Origin of the sequence: Mesorhizobium sp. CO1-1-11 (genome assembly GCF_020164995.1) — a bacterium.
GTDB classification, from domain to species: Bacteria; Pseudomonadota; Alphaproteobacteria; order Rhizobiales; family Rhizobiaceae; genus Mesorhizobium; species Mesorhizobium australicum.
The window spans coordinates 47,174-65,109 of sequence record NZ_JAIUHE010000012.1; the positions used below are offsets into that span (position 1 = coordinate 47,174).

A 17,936-nucleotide genomic window follows, 5' to 3' on the forward strand; every position below is an offset into this window, starting at 1 on the left:
CAAAGCCACTCGACCCGCGTGGGCCACTTCAAAGCACCTCGCCGGGATAGACGCCCCACATACTCGTCTGCCTGATGAAGCCGGATTTGGGCCCTAGTCCAACAGCACACCATTGTCCGTCGCATCGGGTCAGTTCTACCCGCACGCAAGGCTGCAGCCAGGCAACAACCGAACTTCCAATGGACGGTTTGTCGCGCAGGGCAACGTTGTCCTTGGCCCAGGGCGCGACAACGCCCGCCCTGCGGCCTGACAGAAGCGCTCCATAAATCCATCCGCTGGTTCCGTCCCAGTCTCTGACCCGTCGCCAATTGTCATACTGTTGATAGACTTCCAGCGGCATTCCCGGGCGCATAAGGACCCATTCAACTTGGTACCCCATGCCAGGTCCGACACGAAGGTTGGCTGATGAGGCTCTAAGCGTGGCAAAGCGAGGCAGAACAAGAAGACTAGCCTTGGGGTGGAGTCCAGTCGCCGTTGCGGATCCTGCGAGCGATGCAGCTATCAGAATGAACCGGGCAAGAGAGATAGACCAGTGATGCCCGGCTTTGCTGAGGACCTTCGGGCCGAGATTCGCCGTCGCTTTCATGCAATCTGCCACGGAATGTGGAAAGGCAATCTCGCATAGCCACAAACGAGAGCGTTGATTGCCGGACGCCGTCCTATGCTCTTGTAGAAGCCCGACTGAGCTTTGAGGCGAGGTGGATTCCAATGCCGCGAGAAGATGCACAATTCGTCGTCCAGGTAGCGTCTGGCTCGGGCCACCGCACTTCAAGTCACCACGGGTCTCAGGTCAGGGCTTACGGGTTGCGACATACGCCTGTGAGGTTCTCGCCAGCAGACGTATGGCATCAGCCCTTCGTCTGATCCTCAGACACAGTGCTCGTCGGAATCGCGTCCAACGCGATCAGTTTTTCCGCACACAGATCGGCGGCGCCCGGTGCATCCTTTTTTATTCCGGCGAATTTGACCCACCCACCGTCAGTAATGAAACCATCCCTCTGGTAGGAAGACGTTTCCTTCAGCTTGGCCAGATTTTGGCTCGCGTCGGATGCCGTGATAAACTTTTGGACACACAGATTGGCGGCCAGTTCTGCCCTGGCTTTTATGGCGGAGGTCTTGGCGATTTCCGCCGCCCTTCCTGCCAAGGTCCAGCCGCCGGCAGTGAATCCGATGATCATGGTGAGGACCACGGCGCCTACCAGTGACCAGAACCAGAGCGTCTTGGAAGGCCGATATTCTTCGAAGGGTTGCGACATTTCCTGGTTCTCCGTTTTGTTTGTTCTCTGTGGACTGGGCCAACCCCGGGTCCTCAAAAGCTTACTGCTGGCTGTCCAGCAGGTGGAGGGGTGGGGCATCTCACCGGCAGAGCTTCCGATTTGTCTGATGCACAATATACTTAGCAATCGCGGAATTTATTCCACGCCGGTCACATGTTTCCGAAGGCAAGCGCTACAGCCCTTGCCCTCAAGACGCGGATGGGCCTAGTGATCTGATAATAAGAACCTTTGCAAATCCCCGGCCTGGCGCGTCTGGCGGTCAGCAGGGAGATACCGATTCGCTCGAACTCCCAACTATCCGTGGCCGGCCGCAGTGGATTGACGAGACCCTGACTTGGGCTTCGGCGCGCAATGTTCAAGCTGCCCGAACAAACTGCTTCAGCTCCCTTCAAAACGCGAGCAAGGAAAGTGCCCGCCGCGGCACATTCCCGAACAGCCTTTCAGGATGGAATAGTTTCCCGGCATGCTCAGTAGATGGGGTGCGAGTAAGTTTCGATGTGCCTCGAGGCCATCGGCGGCCGCAAGGAGTGGTAGCGCGGGCTAAGTCTTGGGTAGCCAGCGCTTTGCGCTTAGGGAGGAGCGCCTTCCTATCAGCCCAGCGGCTGTTCCCTGGCCGCTGGGCCGGTCCGCATTTGTGAACAGATCGGCAGTCTTGACCATGGATACATTGCTCGAAAGCAGAAGATATTACCCGTCTATTTGCCCAGTCTGCGCGGGAACGGCACTCGAAGCCGATCTCCTGACGCAGCTGTGCGAATTTCAGTGCGGCTTTTGCGGGGCCTACGAAATCACTGGCGCCGCGCGCTCCGTAATGAAAGGCATCTCCCAGGAGTACAGGGAGTTGTGGCTGTCTCAGGCCCGAGACCGGGCTGTGGGTTCGCGGCACATCCCTCTCCTGGCTTGTATCAACGAAGAACCGGAGACGGCAGGCCGTCGTTGACACAGGGGAATGCTGCCGAGAAGTCCAACGCGCGAGCTCACGGCGGTTGCAATCCATCAACCAATGGAGACTTCAATGAAAAGATATTCGATGATGCGTAGCATGCTAGCAATTGTAGTTGCCTTGGGAACCGTCGTTCCGGCCAGTGCTGTGCCGGCGTTTGTTCCAAAGGTCCAGTCCGCTTCCTCGGACGTGGTCCCTGTTCGGTACGATCGAAATCGCCTGATGTTTAGAAGAAATCACGGGTACTGGCGTGGTCATCGGGGCTATAGACATCACCGTCCCGGATATCGGCGACATAACGGCTGGTGGTTTCCTCCGGCAGCATTTGCGTTGGGCGCCATTATTGGAGGCGCCATGAGTCAGCCGCACGTGGTCGGCAATCGACACATCAGCTGGTGCTATGATCACTATCGCTCATACAGGGCATCCGACAATACATTCCAGCCATATCACGGTCCGCGCCGGCAATGCCGATCGCCCTACGACTAAGCCGTCCATAGGCTTCGCCAGTTGCCCAGTTTGGCTATGGCTCAGCGATCGTAAAGGGTGGCCCGGTAATCTCCATATCGAACTGGGCCGCAATCTCCTTGATAGCCGCTAGGTCGCGGGGAATCTCCAGTCCCTGCACGGCAACCGCCGGGAAAAAACTTTCGAGACCACCCGGGGACAGAATGGCGATCCATCGCGCAGGCTCGATGACGACGAACGTGTGTTCAACGCCAGCGGGGATGTAGAATATTTCTCCGTCGGTACGTTCGGAAATTTCCCCCGAGCACCAGAAGCGCAGCCGCCCTTGGAGAAGAGTTCGCCGGACTGGAGATGGCGGTGGCGCGGCGGTCCGTCCCCCGGGCCAGCAGCGGATGCAAATGCCCCGAGCTTGCCGCCGGTCTCGCGTACCGTCAGAAGCGTTTCGTAATGCGTACCGTTCCAATCGGTTCGAGTACCAGGTGCTGCCCACGTTTGCATCGTCGCCACATGCGGTTGGAGTGAAGCTTGACGGCGTCACGAAAGCTACATTCAGACCCTAGGCCGTCGCCTCGTATGAACATATGAGATGCGGCGAGGAGTGCTTGTCAGCAAAGCCGCCTTCCGGCAAACTGTAAAACCCCTTCAGGCGAGGGAGCGGTGAATCCGGCACGCATGCACGACTTCGACGGCATGGTTGGGCAGATCTACGATGCGGCGGTCGAACCTGGCCGCTGGCGGCAAGTTCTCGAGACGCTGTCGGATTTCCTCGAGGGCGCCGCCACCAAGCTGACGTTTCAGAACGCAAGGACGTTGCACAGTGAGGCGAACTCGGTTCGCATGCCGCCGGAGGCGGACCTCAGCTATGCGCAGTACTACTACAAGACCAATGTGTTCCTGCCGCGCATCGCCAGGCTGAGCGCCGGCACGCTGATCCCGATTTGGGACCTCCTGCCGCGCGAGGTGTACCAGCGCTCGGAATTCTATAACGACTTCTGCCGGCCCGGCGACATGTGCCACTCGATCGGAGTGGTGTTGGCCAACGAGCCGGACGTGCGCGTCGTGTTCACCTGCGGACGGGCCGACGCGACAGGAGAGTTCGGCCCCGAGCACCTTGATCGGCTGCGCCGTATCGGGCCGCATCTGGTCCGGGCGGCGGGCGTGGGACTGCGGCTCTCGCGTGCTGAGATCGTCAGGAGTGCCAATGTCGAGGCGCTCCACCGCATCGCCCAGGGCGTGCTGATCGTGGCGGCGAACTGCGAGATCCTGTTCGCCAACCGGGCCGCCGAAGCGTTACTCACCCAGGCTGACGGGATCAGGATCGAGAAATCGTCGCTGCACGCGACCAGCCCTGCGCATGCCGTGCAGCTTCGCCGGTTGATTGCCACGGCCGCAGACCGGTCGGAGGCCGCGGGCGGCGATATAGCGCTCACGCGCCCGGCGCCGCGCCGGCCCCTGAGCGTGCTGGTGGCGCCGCTCAAGATCGAGTTGACGTGGTTCGTGCCCGGCCGCCCAGCCGCGATCGTGTTCGTGGCCGATCCGGACAGCGCGCCGCACACCCTGCAGGGCCAGTTGCGCGATCTCTACCGGCTAACCCCGGCCGAGGCGGCCGTGGCCACTGCGGTCGCCCGTGGTGAAGGGCTGCAGGCCGTTGCAGACGAAGTCGGCATCAGCCTGACCACGGTGCGCACCCACCTGCAGCACGTCTTCGAAAAGACTGAGACGCGGCGACAGGCAGAACTGGTGCGCCTCATCGCCGCCAGTGGGTTCTACGAGCGACACTAGCTGCACCGAAGCGAGGCTTGGCCCAAGCTGGTAGCAGAGCCTTCTGCAACTCGACGATTAGCACTAACGCCGATCCAAGGTTCTGATCCTCACTGTCCCTCTGCAGACCGGCCGGTCTGCTTTCGGGCTCCAATCAGCCGAAGCGTATCCTCACCATGGAGAGAGGGGCCGACCTTATCAGAAGGACTCGTTTGGGGTAGTTTCCCGCCGCACGCTCTGGCCGCGGGTTATGTCTGGACGGCCTTTTGCCAAGCGTGCTTACGCGCGCGTTGTCAAAGTTGAGAGCTGATTGGTGTCGTAGCGGTTTCGCAATTCGGCAAGCGCTTTTGGATTTGGCGCACCCTGTGCCGTCAGTTTGGCGAGTTCCTCGAAATAATGCTCATGTCCGGGCGGCGAGACGGTCATCAGGACACGAGCCGGACTTTCACTGATATTGGTGATGTTGTGCGGCACCCCCGGCGGGATGAACAGATAAGTTCCGGGCATTGCGCGAATCGTCCTATCGCCGACATGCCACTCACACTCGCCCTCAAGCAGGTAAAAAGTCTCTTCCTGCACTCGGTGAACGTGCAGCCCAGTGGCGAAACCCGCCGGAATCGTCCAATCGAACATGCTCGTGTGTTTGGAATTTTCGGCGGTGACGAGGAAAACCATAGGGTGCCCACGTAGCATGACGCCCTTCTTCTCATCAGGCATGCGAACAACGGTTTCGGCGCTCATTTGATCCTCCACCCAAGTGCTTACCATTGCAAGCACCTGTCCAAGATCTGCGGTTCGCGCCGGAAAGTGGTGAATTTCTTACCAAATATCTGCTAAAGTCGTCGAATGACAGTGGGGAGCGACTTCTACCAGTTTGGCCCGTTCCGCCTCGATGCGCAGGTGGGCCTTCTATACCACGGGACCGAGCCGACGATGCTTGGGCAGCGTGCCGTGGCGTTGCTGTGCCGGCTGCTTGATCACGCCGGCGTACCGGTGTCCAAGGATGCGCTGGTCGAGGCCGCCTGGGGCGGATTGGCGGTCGCCGATAACAATCTAACGGTGCAAATCGCATCCCTGCGCCGGGTGCTGGCGGAGACAGGAGATGCCAAGCCCTGGATCGAAACGCTTCCGCGCCGCGGCTATAGGTATGTCGGACCGGCCGTTGCCACAAATGCTCCTGACGCTTCAGCGGCCGCCCGGGCCATATCCGCACCGATATTACCTGACAAACCGTCCATCGCCGTTCTGCCATTCTCGAACCTGAGCCACGATCCGGAGCAGGAGTACTTCTCCGATGGGATGGTCGACGACATCATTACTGGTCTCGCGCGCATCAACTGGCTTTTCGTCATAGCGCGGAATTCCACCTTTACTTACAAGGGACGCGCCGTGGATGTGAAGCAGGTGGGCGGCGAGCTTGGCGTGCGCTATGTACTCGAAGGCAGCGTGCGGAAGGCCAGCGATAGGGTGCGCGTGATCGGCCAGATGATTGACGCTTCGACCGGCATGCACGTTTGGGCAGAGCGCTACGACCGAAGTTCCCGCGATGTTTTTGCGCTCCAAGACGAGATCGCGCTGTCCATAGTGGGCGCGATTGCGCCGAGCTTGCGGAAAGCGGAAATCGAACGTGTCAGGCGGAAGCGCCCTGATAGTCTCGACGCCTATGATCTCGTTCTGCAAGCCCAGCCCGACGTCGATTCAGGTATGCCGGAGCAGGTAGCCAGAGCTTTGATGCTTCTTGAGCGCGCGGTTGCGCTCGAACCCACCTATGCGCTTGCACATGGCAATGCTGCGATGTGCCACCACTGCTTGTTCCTTCGCGCCGGCCTGCAGGAGGCCAACCGTGCTGCTTCGATCCGCCACGCCCGATTGGCCATTGTCCATGGACAGGACGATGCACTTGCCCTTACGTGGGCCGGCTTTTCGATAGGCATGGATGCGCACGATCGCGCCGCTGCGTTCACGGCATTGGAAGCTGCCCTCGGCATCAGCCCGTCATCGGCGCTGACCTACATACTTGGCAGCGTCGTTCTCGGATGGGCAGGCGAAGCCGAACGCGCCTTAGAATGGAGTGAGCAGGGTATGCGGCTCAGCCCCTTCGATTCCTGGGCCTGGGCCGCATTCGATGCGCAAGCAATGAGTCACCTGCTGCGCGGCCATTACGAAGAAGCTTGTCACGCAGCCTATAAATCGGTTCAAGCCAATTCGGCACATAGCATCACTTATGTGCAATTGGCCGCTGCGCTAGCCAAACTTGGCCGGCTGGACGAAGCGAGGGCCGCCGCCGCGCGTGTCCGTGAACTGCATCCAATGTTTCGCTACAGTCGACAGTTCGCCGCGGTTAACTGTGCCCCGGCGCTCGCGGACTGCCTTGGTCACGCGCTAAATATTGCCGGCCTGCCGGAATAGCGTGCATGGATTCTGCACGTCTTCATATTCACCGACTCGCGCCATCATTCATCATCTTGGAGGGCTGCGGCTCAGGCGGCGATGTCGGGCCCGGACAAATCGGTCTGCTTCTGAAAATTTATCCCCAGGAACTGGAAGGTCTATGCTCGTCCCCACTCAAGTCCGACAATTAACCCCGGAACGAACGGTAAGTTTCGGGCAGTGACAGCATAGCGCCAAACGGCGAGGAAGAGGCGACTGAGAACGGTAGCCTACCGCGGAGCGTTCCCCATAGACGCACCGTCCGGACACGGCGCCGAAGCGGACTTCCGCTGCAATGCCAGCATTGCGCCTAAATCGGGACAACGAGCAGAGCACGGCGCATCAGAGGAGCGCATTAGGCCGCGTCGCGGCAACCGCAATGGGAACCAGCGGCTCCTGGAATTTTGCGTCAGCTGGACTTCAAGCATAAAGCGCCGGCGCAGAGCGAAGTTGGCCAACGCCGCCTCAAGCTGTCGGATGTTTCGCTAACCAGACGAACCGCTGGCGCGCCTGAACGCGGCAACGGGAGGCTGGTTTTCTGAACTTTGGCCGACTAATAAGCCGAGCCTTGATCAGAAACCGGCCGCATCGCTGTTTACGATCGATGGAGGATTTCCTAACCGGTCCGAGCCAGCATCGCCTGCAAAGCGCTCCGCATGCTCCCGCTGGATATGCTGAAAAATCCCCCGTAGGGCTGACTAAGGTCTGCGATAACGAACATAACGCTGCTGAGTGAGATCGCGCTTAGAAGCATGAGGGTCCATGTCAGTTTCGTTCGTGGAGCGATGAGACCGTGGCAGGCGAAAATAATCATGAGCCACACGATCAGAATTCCGTAGAAGGGTTGCAGCAATTCACTGCGTGCCGCCTCGATCACGCCGAGACGGGCCGTAGAGACGCTATCATATCGCGCACGGCACATCGCTGCGATCGCCGTTTGTTGCGGACCGGCCGGCAAGAGTTCGTTCACCTCGAGACTGATCTTGTTCATTAGCTCTTGAAGTTCCGGTGTGGCGCCCACAACAGGCATACGCGACGTGTCAGGGTAGGAAACACCGGTGGGCCGAGCTTCGTTAGGCCAAGTGCTCGCAATAACGGCAGCGGTGTAACCTGCTAGGTCGACGCGAATGCGCGCGGCGTCAGTTCCGTAGTCATGTAGGCACGCATCCATGAGGTCAAGCTGCAACGCATATTGCTGCCGGTCCAGAGCCGAATTGTCGTAGGCCTGCTTCACCGACGCGGTGAGAAGACCGAGAACAACCGCCGCAAAGGTCGCAAGCAAACCTACGGTTAACTGCATCAGCAGCGTGGCTTCCGGAGTCTGGTGCTGCGCGGGAAGCCAATCCCGGATAAGGATGCCCAAGCCTGCTCCAACGCATAGCAGCAGAAAGACCACTATTGCTGAAAACACCACTATCACATTGCGCCTCCATCGACTGTCCAATCCGCCCGCGATCACCGTACCTTCGTCTTTGTCGCGCGTAACCTCTCATTCTGCCACAGGACCCAAGGTGATATAGCCGGTCCCGCCCGCTGCCGTTCCACTCCGGTACGTGAGGGTAAAGTCGTCGAGCGTATGCCGGCCGGCGCCATGCTGAACCGTTGCGGGCATCGGCGATTCTCGAAGACGCGTTTCGAAAATTCGATGTCGGTCTCATGCCGCCGTGGGCGGGCCATCCTTTTAGTTGGCTTTACCTCGGTGGAATACTCTCTTCTCACGTGGCTTTCGGGAGAATGTTTAATGACTACAGCACTCATGATCATCGATGTGCAACAGGGGATCCTCGCGAATCTGGTCGATGGCGGTCAGCAGGTCGTTATCGACCGCGAACTCGAAGCCGTTGCGGCCCGGCTTGGCCGCTTGAACTCGCTGCGGAGGCGGCTGGCGTACCGGTCGTCGTCGTTCAGCACGACGGGGACGCAGGGCACCGCCTCGAAGTTGGGTCGCCGGGCTGGCAGCTGCGCGAGGAGGTGTCCGCGATCCAGGACACCATCCTCATTCGCAAGCGGAGCTGCGATGCCTTCCACAACACCGATTTAGCCTACCGGATTCGAGAGCTCGAGGTTGACCGCCTGGTTATCGGTGGCTGCATGACTCAATTCTGAGTTGACACGACCACGCGCCGCGCCGTCTCGGAGGGATTTGATGTGACGCTCGTCCGAGATGGGCACACTACGGCGGATTTCGGTTCCCTCTTGGCCGAGCAGATCGTCGATCACCATAATCGGGTGCTTTCGGGGTTTCGACGCAGGCCTGAAGAAAGTAGGCCTTCTGCATGCAGATGAGATGCGCTTTTGACGATTTCGCGCTGATGTGTGGCCCCGACGCTCTGGAATTGAAACTCCATTGCGGTGCCGGCGGCAAACAGGACAGCAAGGATCACCCAGCGACTGCGCGCGGCTTCCCCAACAAATATTCGGAATTTATGCAGGCCTAATATTCTGGTTCAACCGGAAGAAGTTGGTCGGGTCGTACTGCTTCTTGATGGCGGCGAGACGCGCATAATTTCCGCCGTACGCTTCGCGTACGCGCTCGTCACCCTCATCACCAAGATTGTTGGAATAGACACCGCCGGTAGAGAATGGCCTGACGGCATTCCACAAATCGCGCGCCCAACGCATATTTGCCTCGTCATCGGCCGGATCGTCCCAGATGGCGACGGGAAAGCAGTCAAGCGCCGCATCGCGATTGCCGTAGGGTGAGTGCGATGCAGGCACGCGAGCGATCGCGCCGCCGACCTGCTGGAAAACCAGCAGGGAGTAGCGATTGGGAGCTCTTGCGTAAGTGTCCAGCAGCGCGTCAATCGCACCATCACTAATCTCCCGCAGGAACTGCGCTTTCCAGTAATAGCGTCGTCCGCGTGGAAAGAGGCTGTCGCCGGCCGATTGAATCTGAAGATAAGGAACGGCTTGAAGTCGGCTTTCGATGGGAGATCCGAACTTCATCAGCGGTGCGATGACGGGTTCGCCCGCTTCGGGTGATCCGATATAGCAAGCCGAGATGCTGAACGCGAAGTCGCCCGAGGGCAGCGTGACAAGTGCTGCGTCGACGCTCGCCTCGTCCGGAGCGTCACGGGAGAATTCGTGGTAAAACCGCATGGCCTCGCGCGCTTGATCGTAGGCGTACAGCACCGACCCCACCAGAAGAGCCGGGCCAAGCGCGTGTAGCCGGTATTCGAACGCCGTAACTATGCCGAAATTGCCGCCGCCGCCACGCAAGGCCCAGAACAGCTCGGGATGCTCGCCGGCGCTGGTTCGCAACAGTCGTCCGTCGGCCGTGACGATCTCAGCCGCGATCAAATTGTCGCAGCTCAGACCGTGCTTTCGTCCGAGCTTGCCGAAGCCTCCGCCAAGCGTGAGACCGGCAATACCGGTGTCGCTGTTGACACCCATGGTCGTCGCAAGACCGAAGGCTTGTGTGGCTGCGTCGAACTCGCCGAGGTTCACACCGGCTTCGGCTCTGGCGATGCGGCGCTCAGGATCGACGACAATCTTCTTCATGTGGGAAAGATCGATCACCATCCCATAGTCGCAGACGGACAACCCGGCGACGTTATGGCCGCCGCTGCGAATTGCGACGAGAAAGCCATGTGACCTGGCAAATGCCACGGCATGCACGACATCTTCAGGAGTAGCGCAATAGACGATTGCCGCAGGGCGTTTGTCGATGGCTCCGTTCCAAACCGCGCGCGCTTGGTCGTAGCCGGGGTCTCCCGGCAAGATCACATCGCCCAGTAGGCCCTTCCGTAGCTGTTCCATCGCCGTACTCGAAAGATGGGATGGTTCCAACAGCACATCGGTCTGTCGTGGCATCTCCATTCCGCCGCCCTCGTTCCAAGAGGATTAGGGTCGCACAGGGTCCACCCTTCTGCAAAAGCGAAATTCTTAGCTGCTAGATGAGGGGAATTCATCTAGACTGACGGCATGACAAACGGCCCGCCTCTACGCGCTTTACACGCCTTCGAGGCGGCCGCTCGGCACGGCAGCTTCAAGGCGGCAGCGGTGGAACTCGGCGTGGTGCCAACAGCGATCAGCCACCAAGTCCGCCTGTTGGAAGAGATATGCGGTCGCAAGCTGTTCCAGCGCCGACCGCGCCCGCTCGTGCTGACGAGCGCGGGAGCGCGACTGTTTCCTATCCTCCGCAACGGCTTTGATCTGCTCGCCGGCTCCCTTACCGCAGTCGCCGAGCCGGATCCTCAAGCACCATTGCGGGTGACAAGCCCGAATGCTTTCGCGAGCCGATGGCTGGTTCCTAGGCTCGAGAAGTGGCGAGAGGCCAACCCGGCGGCAGTGCCGCTGGAGATCATCGGGACGGACACAGTTCTCGACCTGCGCGCCGGCGCCGCGGATGTGGCGATCCGCTACACACGAAGCCCGCCTTTGGGCCTCGCGGCGCAAGAGATCTGCCGCGATTCCTTCTTTCCCGTTTGCAGCCCCCGTTTGCTGGCAGGCGATAAGCGGGAAAATAAGCGTGCCGCCGATCTCCTGCGTTATCCGTTGATCCATTTTGACTGGATGAACCGGGATCCGGAGGCTCCCACCTGGCGCCGATGGCTAGCGACGGCCCGTTCAATAGACCCGGAGCTAACTGCCGACAAAGCCTGGGATTTGAGTTTCCGCGAGGAACTGCATGCGATCGATGCGGTTGTGGCCGGGCAAGGAATAGCGATCTGTAGTGACGTCGTGGTCGGTCGTGAACTGGACAACGGCACGCTCGTCAAAGCGCATCCATTGTCCTTGCCGGGCTACAGTTTCTATGTCGTATGGATGCAGCACAGTCCGCGATCCGCCGTGATAGAGTCGTTTCTGGCGTGGATGAGAACCGTCGCATGATACTGGCGGACCGGGTGGGCAGCGCGACTTTGTGATCTGACCCGGGCGAGCAGCACCCATTGCCTGAGGGGCCCCGGGCAGAGCGGGGAGCCTATGCCTCAATCGCCGACATAAGGCGCGGGAAGCGAACCTTGCCTACGTTTGCCTGAGGAGGCTGGCACTCGCGGGGCGGTCCGCTTCGCGCCCTCATCTCGGACGTTCGGCAAACTTTACCTCGCTCGAAAGCGACGGTCTGCCCAACGCAACATGAGTGCGTTGCTCGATGATGGGCCTGATCCAGCAATGACCCCGCATGTCGGGTTCCAACATGGAGGTTCTCATGTCGATGATCATTGCCGTCGTCCTTTTTACTGCTCACATGCATCCAAATGCAGCGATGAGTTTCTCGGACCGACTGAATCCTAGAAAAAGCCGGCCTTTCTGAAACCGGAGAGGAAGAGCTCGAAGGATGACGGGTCTGCGAAGGGAAGGTGGGCAATGTAGCCAAGCGAGAGGTCCGGTTGCCGGCTCAGTGTGGCCTCGACTGCGACATGCGCGTTTTCCATCTCGCCCAGATGTGCGTAGGCCGCCGCAAGAAAGGCATGGATGAAGAACTGGTCGCCGGCCTTCCGATAGGCGTCGATGGCCTCGGCATATCGGCCGAGCAGGAACAGCGCGCTGCCCTTCACCTCCCAGAACCAGACCGGGGGCAATGGGTCGAGCAGTATGGCCCTTTCGAGGACCGCCAAGGACTGCTGCGGCTGGCCGCCGTAGTTGAGCCAGCTTGCATAGTCTCCGGCAATGTTGACGTCGTGCGGATTGAGCGTCCGGGCCTGCTGGAAATACAGTCCGGCATCCCCATGCTGGCGCATATGTACAAGCACGAGACCCATGCTCTGGTTGCAGATGCCGTCATTCCGGTCGAGCAGGAGCGCCGTGCGCGCAGACTGCAAGGCACTTTGCAGCGTACCAGGATCGCGGTCGTACCAGAAGCGCGCAACCAGGCACTGCGCCAGATAGGCATGACCTTGAGCAAAAGCCGGATCGAGTTCGGCGCTCCGGGCGAACATGGATTCGCCCTTGTCCATTTCATACTGATGGTAGTGCGCGCGACCCTGCAAGTAGTAGTCGTAGGCGGCCCAATCGGCCGGCGGCGTTCGCCGCGAGCGGGTAGTCGCATCTGCCTCGGCGGCGCCTTGGACAGTTGAAGCCACGAGGGCCGCCACCTCCTCCTGAACCGAAAAGATGTCCTCAAGGGCCCTGTCGTAGCGTTGAGCCCACAAATGGAAGCCGCTGGCGCCGTCGATCAGTTGCGCCGTAATCCGGATGCGGTCCCCCAGCCGTCGCACGCTGCCCTCGACGAGGCAGTGCGCGCCGAGTTGCCGGTGGACTTCCGCAGGGTCCGGCGCTGGCCCACGAAACTGAAAAGATGAATTGCGCGCGATCACCAAGAGCGACCGGTATCGAGCAAGTTCAGTGATGATATCTTCGGTGATGCCGTCGCTCAGATATTGTTGGTCCTGATCGCCGCTCAAATTGGCGAAGGGCAGCACCGCAATGGCGGGTTTACCGGATGGCGCGATCGGTCGCTGCGCTGAACCTTCCACGCGCTCGACAGGCGCGGTGAAGCGGTAGCCGACGCGAGGCACGGTGGCGATCCAATCGCCACCTTGGCCGGTAGGGCCGAGCGCCTTCCTCAGCGTCGCAATCTGGACGGTGAGATTGCTTTCCTCGACCGCCAGGCCCGGCCAGGCAGCTTCCATCAGCTCGGCCTTGGTCAGGATGTCGCCGGGCCGGGCCGCAAGCGCGGCGAGCAGCGTGATGCCGCGATGCCCGATGGAGATCGGTATGTCCTGCCGCAGGAGCGTCCCCTTCTCAGGGTCGAGCACGAACGGACCAAAGGTAAGGTGAACCCGTTGCATCGCGCCATATTAGACGTTTCGGAATTTTTCGGAACAGTTTCGGCCGCGCTTTAGTACGCAGCTCCGCTCATCCGCCACAGTAACGTCGTCGTTAGCAGCACCAAGAAAGGATGAGCCAAATGAGCACGCAGCTTTTTCTTACCTCAAGATTATGCCAGTCTTTCTGGAGCGAACAGCCGACGTGGACGACTGGACCGGCATCGGTCTGGGCGAGACTCATCGCCCTGCGCGGCCTGGTCGCGGTCTGGCGCGAGCGCATGTACTATCGCGAGGAGCTGAAGCGACTGGCCGAAGATGGGCCTCAGCGGATCGACGACGTCGGTCTTACCCTGGCTGCCGTCGAGGCGGATCTTCAAAAGCCGTTCTGGCAGGCGTGATTTGGATCCATAGCTGTGAACTATTATCTGCCTGACTAGCAAAGTACTTGGGACTTCAAACTCAGGGTGCCGCACTCGAAAGTGTAAGCTTATTACCGCTGCAAATGAGCCGCTGAGCAGCGGCTTTCGGGGAGTGCGGTGGGGCTTGGAGAATCCGCGATGGGGGTGATGGCGGCCATTTCGCTTGCATCGGCTAACGTCTGCTCCGCTATTATCGTCACATTGAAGGGCCCAGTCCGCACGCGACCCCGCCGCAGTTAGCTCCATCTAGTTACCCTCCCGGCCAGTCAAGGCCGAGGAGAAATGAGATGGGTCACTCTCACTATCATGCTGCAGCTCGTGACCGCCGCCTGGAAGGCGGGAAAGACCGTCGGAAGAAACGCCCTTTGACACTGAAGCAGATATGGTCAACCGCTTCTTCTTGGATCGAGAAGGGAGGGTTCGCGATTGCGCTCTTTTTGATCTAGCCGTCGACAGCAGGCTTCGTGGCTGTGATCTGGTTAAGATCAAGACGGGAGACTTCGAGCCCGATAAGCGCGGCGATGAGACCACATTCGACGGGCGCACCAGAACCGCCGCGGATGAACTTATCAATGTGCTTCTGCATGTTTCATTTCTAGTTTCTCCTCATGGCATAGGCATCGACATTTGCCGCTCCGTTAGGTTCGTCTACCTCTTACACTGCAGCGCTTTTCAGCAGCCGGATCTTTCGTCGATCGTAAGAAATTTAATGATCGCTTTGAGACTTCGGAAGCCTTCTTCTGAATTAAGCCTTCCTGCTCCGCACCCGAGACGCTCGGCGGCTCTTTGCTATTGACACAGTCAACTTGCGGCTGGTGCAAAGCAACAGGAGAGTGTCATGAATTCTTTCGTGAAAACCTTCGCCAACATTCTTGCGAGCAGCGCAGTCATGCTTTCATTGTCGCTTCCGGCAACGGCTGCTGGTGGCGTCGGTGCTGGTTCCTCGGTCGGCGGCGGCGGCATCAATGCCGGAGCTGGTGCATCGATCGGCGGCATCGGCGCTGGGGATGGCACGTCGATTGGCGGCGCTGGTGGCGTAAACGCGGGTGCTGGAGCCAAAGCCGGTGGCCCCAGCGGCGTCGGCTTAGTGCCAATGTTGGTGGGACGGGCGGCATCAACGCCGGGCGTGGCGCCAATGTCGGCGGCACAGGCGGTGTCGGCGCAGGCGTGGCCATTGGAAACGAAACGAATCCCAGCAATCCGTCGAACCCGAGCACCCTCTCGAGCGCCAACATTCGGGGTGCAGTGGCTCAGATGTCAGGCTCGCAGGTAACGCGCATGAAGAAGCGGTGCTCCGACGTCCTCAGCGATGAGGGGACTTATGACCGGGACCTGCGCCAGCTCTGCCTGGTGATAGCACGCCGCCGAGGCTGAAGGGGAACCAGCCGTGAGGTTTTGGCCGCACTCTCCTGGCCTCCGGCCGGTCGGAAAGCCCGCCGTCCAGGCGGGCTTTCTGTTGCCGTTTCACTGCGGCACATTTGGACGGGCACCGAAAATTGCGTTCTTATCCTCAATGTATGGAAGCCATCCGCCGGCACGGCGACCGTCAGAAGCCTTGCGGATGACAGAGACCGTTGTCTCGTTCCTAAGCCGCCTCGGCAGCGACGTTCACCGCTGACTCGGCGAGCTGCGTGAGGGTTTCGTCGGTGTCCTTTTCCTCGCCAAGGGTAAGCTCAAGAAGCTTAACCGCTTCGGCCATGCCGAGCTCGCTAGCCCAGGTGCGCATCGTACCATAGCGGGAGATCTCATAGTGTTCGACTGCCTGAGCCGCCGCAAGGAGACCAGCATCGAGAGCCGGAGAGCCCTTGTACTCGTCCATGATCTCGGCGCCTTCCTCCGTTATACCCATGATGGCGGCGCAGGTCTTGCCCTGGGGTTTCTTGCCGAGAGCGCCGAATATTTTTTCCAGTCGCGCTACGTGCTCCTGGGTCTGGCCGCGGTGCTTTTCGAAGGCTGCCTTAAGGTCAGGGCTTTGTGCCGCCTTGGCCATCTTGGGAAGTGTTGCCAGGATCTTCTTCTCGGCGAAATAAATGTCCTTCAAAGTGTCGATGAAGAGTTCGTTCAGGCCTTTCGTCGAGGCCTTTTTGGCGGTGCCATGACTGTCTCCCTTTTTTCACTGCCTCACAAAACGGGGGCGGACGAGAAACAAAATTGCGGCAATCCAGTTCCATCGGGATTAGACTAGCGTGCCGAACGGCTTTTGCCGGCTGCGCGCGCAGATCCGGGCATCAACTGCAAGGAGCCGAGTTGAATGCGCCTGGCGTTAGCCGGCGCCCGTTCGCGGGAGGGCATCTGGAGAGCCTTTGGGTGCGAAGCGCCATCACCAGCCAGGTGAACCCCGAGCGCGTAGATACCAACGCGAGCCATGCAGCCGATAGCGAACACAATCGCCGATCGGCCGGTTCACAACAGACCCCGGCCAGTCAAGTACAGACCGTCTCGCACCGCAATATCATGCCGCGTGCACCATGTAGCCTGTCCGACGCCCGATGAACCGCGCCTTCTGCCGGGTACGGCCCCCTCCGTACCCATTTAGGATGACCGGAGGTCCGGCTCGGTGGTACTCATTGAGGGACCGCTGGGGGAGAAATATTGTGCTATCGCGAATGCTTTGAGGTTATCCTCGCGAAGTTGGTGCGAACCTGTTAGCCCTAGTCGATGCATATCGCGCACGCTCAGCACGAACATGGTCCTTTCTTCGTCGCTATCGGCGCATCTGGATCGGATGGCCTCAGCGACATCAAAGACCTCCTTAGCAACCTGCCCAATGACCTGCAGGCCATCGTCCTCGTGGTCTTGCATCGGCCCAGCGATAAAGTGAGTCACCTGAGAGAGGTTTTGAGTAAGAGGTCACTAATGCCGGTTATGGTCGCCGATGAAGATGACGTCTTCCACGTCCGACGCTGCTACATCGGCCAGCCAGACGCGCACCTGTCATTAGCCGCTAGAAGCAATGTGAAACTTGTTGAGGGCGCTGGACACATACATCGCGGGCAGACCGTCGACATCCTCTTCAATTCTGTGGCCGTTCACGCCAAGACGTGCGCAATCGGCATCGTGTTATCGGGCTCGCTGAGTGATGGCTCACGTGGACTTGCCGCAATAGCCCACGCCGGCGGTGCAACGATGGTCCTTACCGAGGCCGGCGAGATCAAAGCCGGGATGCCGATGAACGCGGCAATGTATGATGGGCCGCTCGACTTCACCGGTTCTGCCGATCAGATCGCCGGTGAGGTCATCCGAAGAGTGCGGCGAGCTCAGCCCCAGCCACTAATTGTTTAGATCCAAGACGAGGGGCAATTGAACCTGATATTTCGGCTGGTTCGACGGTCGGCAGCTCGCGTGCTGCTGGTCAGGGTCCCCGAGACCCGGCCGGGCTCGCTTTCCCGCCAGTGAGGGGGGCCGACTGGCGATCGGCCAAGGCGGCCGGCGCGTATGCTGGGTTTGGACCAGCGCAGCGCACTCCGACGTCCTTCGCGCTGCTGGCCAAGGGCAAACTTGGTCGGCCCGCGCTTTTTTTTGAGGGCGCGGGCTTCCAGGTCGCAGGACGCGCTTGTTGGTTAAATCGAGCGCGGCATGCGATCCTGGGCATAGATGGAGCGTGCCAGCACGTCTAGGCGCTTCAGGGCCTCACTCGGTTGATCTGAAACAATCATGTCCTGATCTCTTGCGGCTTTGACAAAGGCTGCGAAAGCGATGGATTGCCGGCAGGTTCCTGCCTGAGCCTCCTCCAGCAAACGCAGTGCCTGTCGATAGGAATGCAAGTGCTTGTTCTTCCATGCGGCCGCATTCATTGCCGCTCGGGCTTCGACCACTGACTGGATGGCCGTCGCCGCTTGGAGGTTCGTAAACCTAATCTTCACAGGCAGGAAAGCACTCAAGTCAGACCCTCCTCCTTGACGGTGATAAGGCCTTCCAAACTTTT

Annotated in this window: 17 protein-coding genes; 7 read left to right on the forward strand and 10 right to left on the reverse strand. The window is 59.9% G+C overall.

The window, feature by feature from the left end; translation table 11 throughout:
• Positions 1–28: 28 nt before the first annotated feature.
• On the reverse strand, positions 29–586 hold the full coding sequence (locus LB554_RS15695; protein WP_224585458.1) for an SH3 domain-containing protein: 558 nt from the start codon (positions 584–586) through the stop codon (positions 29–31).
• 262 nt (positions 587–848) lie between these two features.
• Entirely contained in the window at positions 849–1,256 is a 408-nt protein-coding gene (locus LB554_RS15700) for a hypothetical protein (RefSeq protein ID WP_224585460.1), read from the reverse strand.
• 1,036 nt (positions 1,257–2,292) lie between these two features.
• On the opposite strand from LB554_RS15700, the gene LB554_RS15705 reads away from it, so the two are divergent.
• Positions 2,293–2,709, forward strand: coding sequence for a BA14K family protein (locus tag LB554_RS15705; RefSeq protein WP_411908856.1), 417 nt, complete (start codon positions 2,293–2,295; stop codon positions 2,707–2,709).
• 651 nt (positions 2,710–3,360) lie between these two features.
• Positions 3,361–4,470: a helix-turn-helix transcriptional regulator gene (locus tag LB554_RS15710; RefSeq protein ID WP_224585466.1), complete on the forward strand. Its 1,110-nt coding sequence runs from the start codon at positions 3,361–3,363 to the stop codon at positions 4,468–4,470.
• Positions 4,471–4,728: 258 nt separating this feature from the next.
• Here the strand turns inward: LB554_RS15710 and LB554_RS15715 are convergent, their stop codons facing one another.
• Positions 4,729–5,190 (reverse strand): cupin domain-containing protein, encoded by a 462-nt coding sequence (locus LB554_RS15715; RefSeq protein WP_140792130.1) that lies wholly within the window; start codon positions 5,188–5,190, stop codon positions 4,729–4,731.
• 105 nt (positions 5,191–5,295) lie between these two features.
• On the opposite strand from LB554_RS15715, the gene LB554_RS15720 reads away from it, so the two are divergent.
• A complete protein-coding gene (locus tag LB554_RS15720; protein WP_224585468.1) occupies positions 5,296–6,858 on the forward strand; it encodes a winged helix-turn-helix domain-containing tetratricopeptide repeat protein in 1,563 nt (520 codons plus the stop codon).
• 637 nt (positions 6,859–7,495) lie between these two features.
• On the opposite strand, the gene LB554_RS15725 is transcribed toward LB554_RS15720, so the two are convergent.
• On the reverse strand, positions 7,496–8,242 hold the full coding sequence (locus LB554_RS15725) for a hypothetical protein (RefSeq protein ID WP_224585470.1): 747 nt from the start codon (positions 8,240–8,242) through the stop codon (positions 7,496–7,498).
• A 371-nt stretch (positions 8,243–8,613) separates the two neighbouring features.
• Here LB554_RS15725 and LB554_RS15730 point away from each other — a divergent pair, with 371 nt between their 5' ends.
• Positions 8,614–8,985: an isochorismatase family protein gene (locus LB554_RS15730; RefSeq protein WP_224585472.1), complete on the forward strand. Its 372-nt coding sequence runs from the start codon at positions 8,614–8,616 to the stop codon at positions 8,983–8,985.
• Here the strand turns inward: LB554_RS15730 and LB554_RS15735 are convergent.
• Entirely contained in the window at positions 8,917–9,102 is a 186-nt protein-coding gene (locus LB554_RS15735; protein ID WP_224585644.1) for a hypothetical protein, read from the reverse strand. The genes LB554_RS15730 and LB554_RS15735 overlap by 69 nt on opposite strands.
• 201 nt (positions 9,103–9,303) lie before the next feature.
• Positions 9,304–10,692 carry an FAD-binding oxidoreductase gene (locus LB554_RS15740; protein WP_224585474.1) on the reverse strand — a complete coding sequence of 463 codons (1,389 nt, stop codon included), beginning with the start codon at positions 10,690–10,692 and terminating at the stop codon, positions 9,304–9,306.
• A 111-nt stretch (positions 10,693–10,803) separates the two neighbouring features.
• On the opposite strand from LB554_RS15740, the gene LB554_RS15745 reads away from it, so the two are divergent.
• The gene (locus tag LB554_RS15745) at positions 10,804–11,712 is read left to right on the forward strand and encodes a LysR substrate-binding domain-containing protein (RefSeq protein WP_224585475.1); all 909 of its coding nucleotides are present in this window, start codon (positions 10,804–10,806) and stop codon (positions 11,710–11,712) included.
• Positions 11,713–12,113: 401 nt separating this feature from the next.
• On the opposite strand, the gene LB554_RS15750 is transcribed toward LB554_RS15745, so the two are convergent.
• The gene (locus tag LB554_RS15750; protein WP_224585477.1) at positions 12,114–13,613 is read right to left on the reverse strand and encodes a winged helix-turn-helix domain-containing tetratricopeptide repeat protein; all 1,500 of its coding nucleotides are present in this window, start codon (positions 13,611–13,613) and stop codon (positions 12,114–12,116) included.
• Between the two features lie 119 nt (positions 13,614–13,732).
• On the opposite strand from LB554_RS15750, the gene LB554_RS15755 reads away from it, so the two are divergent.
• A complete protein-coding gene (locus LB554_RS15755) occupies positions 13,733–13,990 on the forward strand; it encodes a hypothetical protein (protein WP_140792142.1) in 258 nt (85 codons plus the stop codon).
• A 463-nt stretch (positions 13,991–14,453) separates the two neighbouring features.
• On the opposite strand, the gene LB554_RS15760 is transcribed toward LB554_RS15755, so the two are convergent.
• Positions 14,454–14,597 (reverse strand): hypothetical protein, encoded by a 144-nt coding sequence (locus tag LB554_RS15760; protein ID WP_181171421.1) that lies wholly within the window; start codon positions 14,595–14,597, stop codon positions 14,454–14,456.
• A 999-nt stretch (positions 14,598–15,596) separates the two neighbouring features.
• On the reverse strand, positions 15,597–16,076 hold the full coding sequence (locus tag LB554_RS15765; RefSeq protein WP_224585621.1) for a ferritin-like domain-containing protein: 480 nt from the start codon (positions 16,074–16,076) through the stop codon (positions 15,597–15,599).
• A 593-nt stretch (positions 16,077–16,669) separates the two neighbouring features.
• Between LB554_RS15765 and LB554_RS15770 the strand changes: the two genes are divergently transcribed.
• A complete protein-coding gene (locus LB554_RS15770; protein WP_224585479.1) occupies positions 16,670–17,293 on the forward strand; it encodes a chemotaxis protein CheB in 624 nt (207 codons plus the stop codon).
• 278 nt (positions 17,294–17,571) lie between these two features.
• Here the strand turns inward: LB554_RS15770 and LB554_RS15775 are convergent, their stop codons facing one another.
• Positions 17,572–17,892, reverse strand: coding sequence for a DUF982 domain-containing protein (locus tag LB554_RS15775; RefSeq protein ID WP_224585480.1), 321 nt, complete (start codon positions 17,890–17,892; stop codon positions 17,572–17,574).
• Positions 17,893–17,936: the final 44 nt, after the last annotated feature.

What these genes read in the sequence shown, in the direction of transcription:
- LB554_RS15745 (WP_224585475.1), top strand. Translation starts at nt 10,804, where the DNA reads ATGACAAACGGCCCGCCTCTACGCGCTTTACACGCCTTCGAGGCGGCC.
- LB554_RS15695 (WP_224585458.1), bottom strand. Translation starts at nt 586, where the DNA reads ATGAAAGCGACGGCGAATCTCGGCCCGAAGGTCCTCAGCAAAGCCGGG.
- LB554_RS15720 (WP_224585468.1), top strand. Translation starts at nt 5,296, where the DNA reads ATGACAGTGGGGAGCGACTTCTACCAGTTTGGCCCGTTCCGCCTCGAT.
- LB554_RS15705 (WP_411908856.1), top strand. Translation starts at nt 2,293, where the DNA reads ATGAAAAGATATTCGATGATGCGTAGCATGCTAGCAATTGTAGTTGCC.
- LB554_RS15740 (WP_224585474.1), bottom strand. Translation starts at nt 10,692, where the DNA reads ATGCCACGACAGACCGATGTGCTGTTGGAACCATCCCATCTTTCGAGT.
- LB554_RS15750 (WP_224585477.1), bottom strand. Translation starts at nt 13,613, where the DNA reads ATGCAACGGGTTCACCTTACCTTTGGTCCGTTCGTGCTCGACCCTGAG.
- LB554_RS15755 (WP_140792142.1), top strand. Translation starts at nt 13,733, where the DNA reads ATGAGCACGCAGCTTTTTCTTACCTCAAGATTATGCCAGTCTTTCTGG.
- LB554_RS15715 (WP_140792130.1), bottom strand. Translation starts at nt 5,190, where the DNA reads ATGAGCGCCGAAACCGTTGTTCGCATGCCTGATGAGAAGAAGGGCGTC.
- LB554_RS15700 (WP_224585460.1), bottom strand. Translation starts at nt 1,256, where the DNA reads ATGTCGCAACCCTTCGAAGAATATCGGCCTTCCAAGACGCTCTGGTTC.
- LB554_RS15710 (WP_224585466.1), top strand. Translation starts at nt 3,361, where the DNA reads ATGCACGACTTCGACGGCATGGTTGGGCAGATCTACGATGCGGCGGTC.
- LB554_RS15730 (WP_224585472.1), top strand. Translation starts at nt 8,614, where the DNA reads ATGTTTAATGACTACAGCACTCATGATCATCGATGTGCAACAGGGGAT.
- LB554_RS15735 (WP_224585644.1), bottom strand. Translation starts at nt 9,102, where the DNA reads ATGGTGATCGACGATCTGCTCGGCCAAGAGGGAACCGAAATCCGCCGT.
- LB554_RS15760 (WP_181171421.1), bottom strand. Translation starts at nt 14,597, where the DNA reads ATGCAGAAGCACATTGATAAGTTCATCCGCGGCGGTTCTGGTGCGCCC.
- LB554_RS15770 (WP_224585479.1), top strand. Translation starts at nt 16,670, where the DNA reads ATGCATATCGCGCACGCTCAGCACGAACATGGTCCTTTCTTCGTCGCT.